The organism is Mesorhizobium sp. M7A.F.Ca.ET.027.02.1.1, from assembly GCF_004022985.1.
GTDB lineage: Bacteria > Pseudomonadota > Alphaproteobacteria > Rhizobiales > Rhizobiaceae > Mesorhizobium.
Genome location: NZ_RZOL01000745.1, coordinates 1 through 1,377, shown reverse-complemented (window position 1 = coordinate 1,377; position 1,377 = coordinate 1). Strand labels below are relative to the sequence as shown.

The window sequence follows — 1,377 nt, the reverse complement described above, 5'->3', positions numbered from 1 at the left end:
CCTGGCTGGTATAGTCGTGATAGGAGGCGACGCAGACCGTCTCGATGACGCGGATACCGAGTTCACGCGAGATGATCGCCGCGGGAACCAGCCCGCCTCGCGTAATGCAGACGATCGCTTTCCATTGTCCCTTGTTGGCGCCGGCAAGCCGCCAGGCGAGCGCCCGGGCGTCGCGATGGAACTGGTCCCAGGAGACCGGAAAGGCTTTTTCGGGAAGGGACATGTCGCGCACTCCACAGCACGCGGGGATCGCGCGCAGGAAAACAGGGGAATGCGCGCGGAATTAGCTGGAAAGCCCCCATCTTGGCAAGAGCAAGGGGCCTTGGCAAAGGCAAGGCCCAGCGATCGCTGTGGACCTACCGCGACAGGAACGCCGCCACCGGCGCGGTGCGCAGCACGCTGCGTGTCACGCCGCCGAACAGAAGCTGACGCAGCCATGAGTGGCTGTAGGCGCCGAGCACCAGCAGATCGGCGCCGGTTTCCGCGATTCTGGTCTGGATGATGTCATCGACCGAATTGCCGCCCGACTGCTGCACCGAAACGCTGACGGTGGCGCCGTGGCGCGACAGCGCCGACGCGATTTCGGCGCCGGCGGCCTCCGGGCTGTCGTCGAGCGTTTCAGGAGGGTCGATAACCAATATGTCAGTCTTCTCGGCTTCGATGATGAAGGGCAGCGCGTCGAAGGCGGCCCGCGCCGCTTCCTTGCTGCCGTTCCAGGCGAGCAAGACGCGTTTGAAGGTGGTGATCAGCGGACCCTCGTGCGGCACCACCAGCACCGGCCGGCCGGCATCGTAGACCAGCGTGTCTACGTCCGCGCTGGAATCGCCGCCCGTTTCGCGCTGCGCCGCTATGATCAGGTCGGCGGCCCGCACGCTCGAAATCCCGGTCAGCGCGCTGTCACCCGAAAAGCTCTCCAGGCTTCGCCACTCGAAGGAAAGACCGGAATCCTCGATATGCCTGAGAAACAGCGCCTTTAATTTCTCGGCCCGTTCCCGGTTCATATCTGCCGAAACCTGCAGGAATTCGGTGTCGGGAAAGCCTGTGGCAGAGGTGTAGGGCACGGGAAGCGTTTCGGCGTGGATGCCGACCAGATGGCTCTGGAACCGGGTGGCGAGCGGAATGGCGCAGTCGAGCACGCGCTCGGCGTCCTGCTCGTTCTGCAGAATGGCGACGATGGTTTTGAATCGCATGACAATCCCTCGATTTACGAGCTGGTGAACTCGTGCCGGGGAAACGTTGCAGCGTCGTGCTTTGTTCCGGTCTGGACCAGATCAGCCGGGATTGCTGGCGAAGCCGGCGACCATCGCCTCGACATCGGCGCGGGCGGCGTCCAGCGCCTCCTGGCTGCGGGCACGCACGACCAGTTCGGTCCAGAAC

2 protein-coding genes and 1 pseudogene are annotated in these 1,377 nt (G+C 64.3%); all 3 read right to left on the bottom strand.

From position 1 onward, the window contains the following. The coding region (locus tag EN749_RS35810) for a phosphoribosyltransferase family protein (protein ID WP_281061951.1) at window positions 1-223 on the bottom strand (223 nt) is incomplete at its 3' end. Window positions 224-356: 133 nt separating this feature from the next. Continuing rightward, on the bottom strand, window positions 357-1,190 hold the full coding sequence (locus tag EN749_RS35805) for a universal stress protein (protein WP_127272270.1): 834 nt from the start codon (window positions 1,188-1,190) through the stop codon (window positions 357-359). An 81-nt stretch (window positions 1,191-1,271) separates the two neighbouring features. Then, window positions 1,272-1,377 (bottom strand): annotated as a pseudogene (locus tag EN749_RS39680) (competence/damage-inducible protein A); the annotation flags it as partial.

Coding starts and splice junctions, on each gene's coding strand:
- EN749_RS35805 (WP_127272270.1), bottom strand. CDS start 1,190: ATGCGATTCAAAACCATCGTCGCCATTCTGCAGAACGAGCAGGACGCC.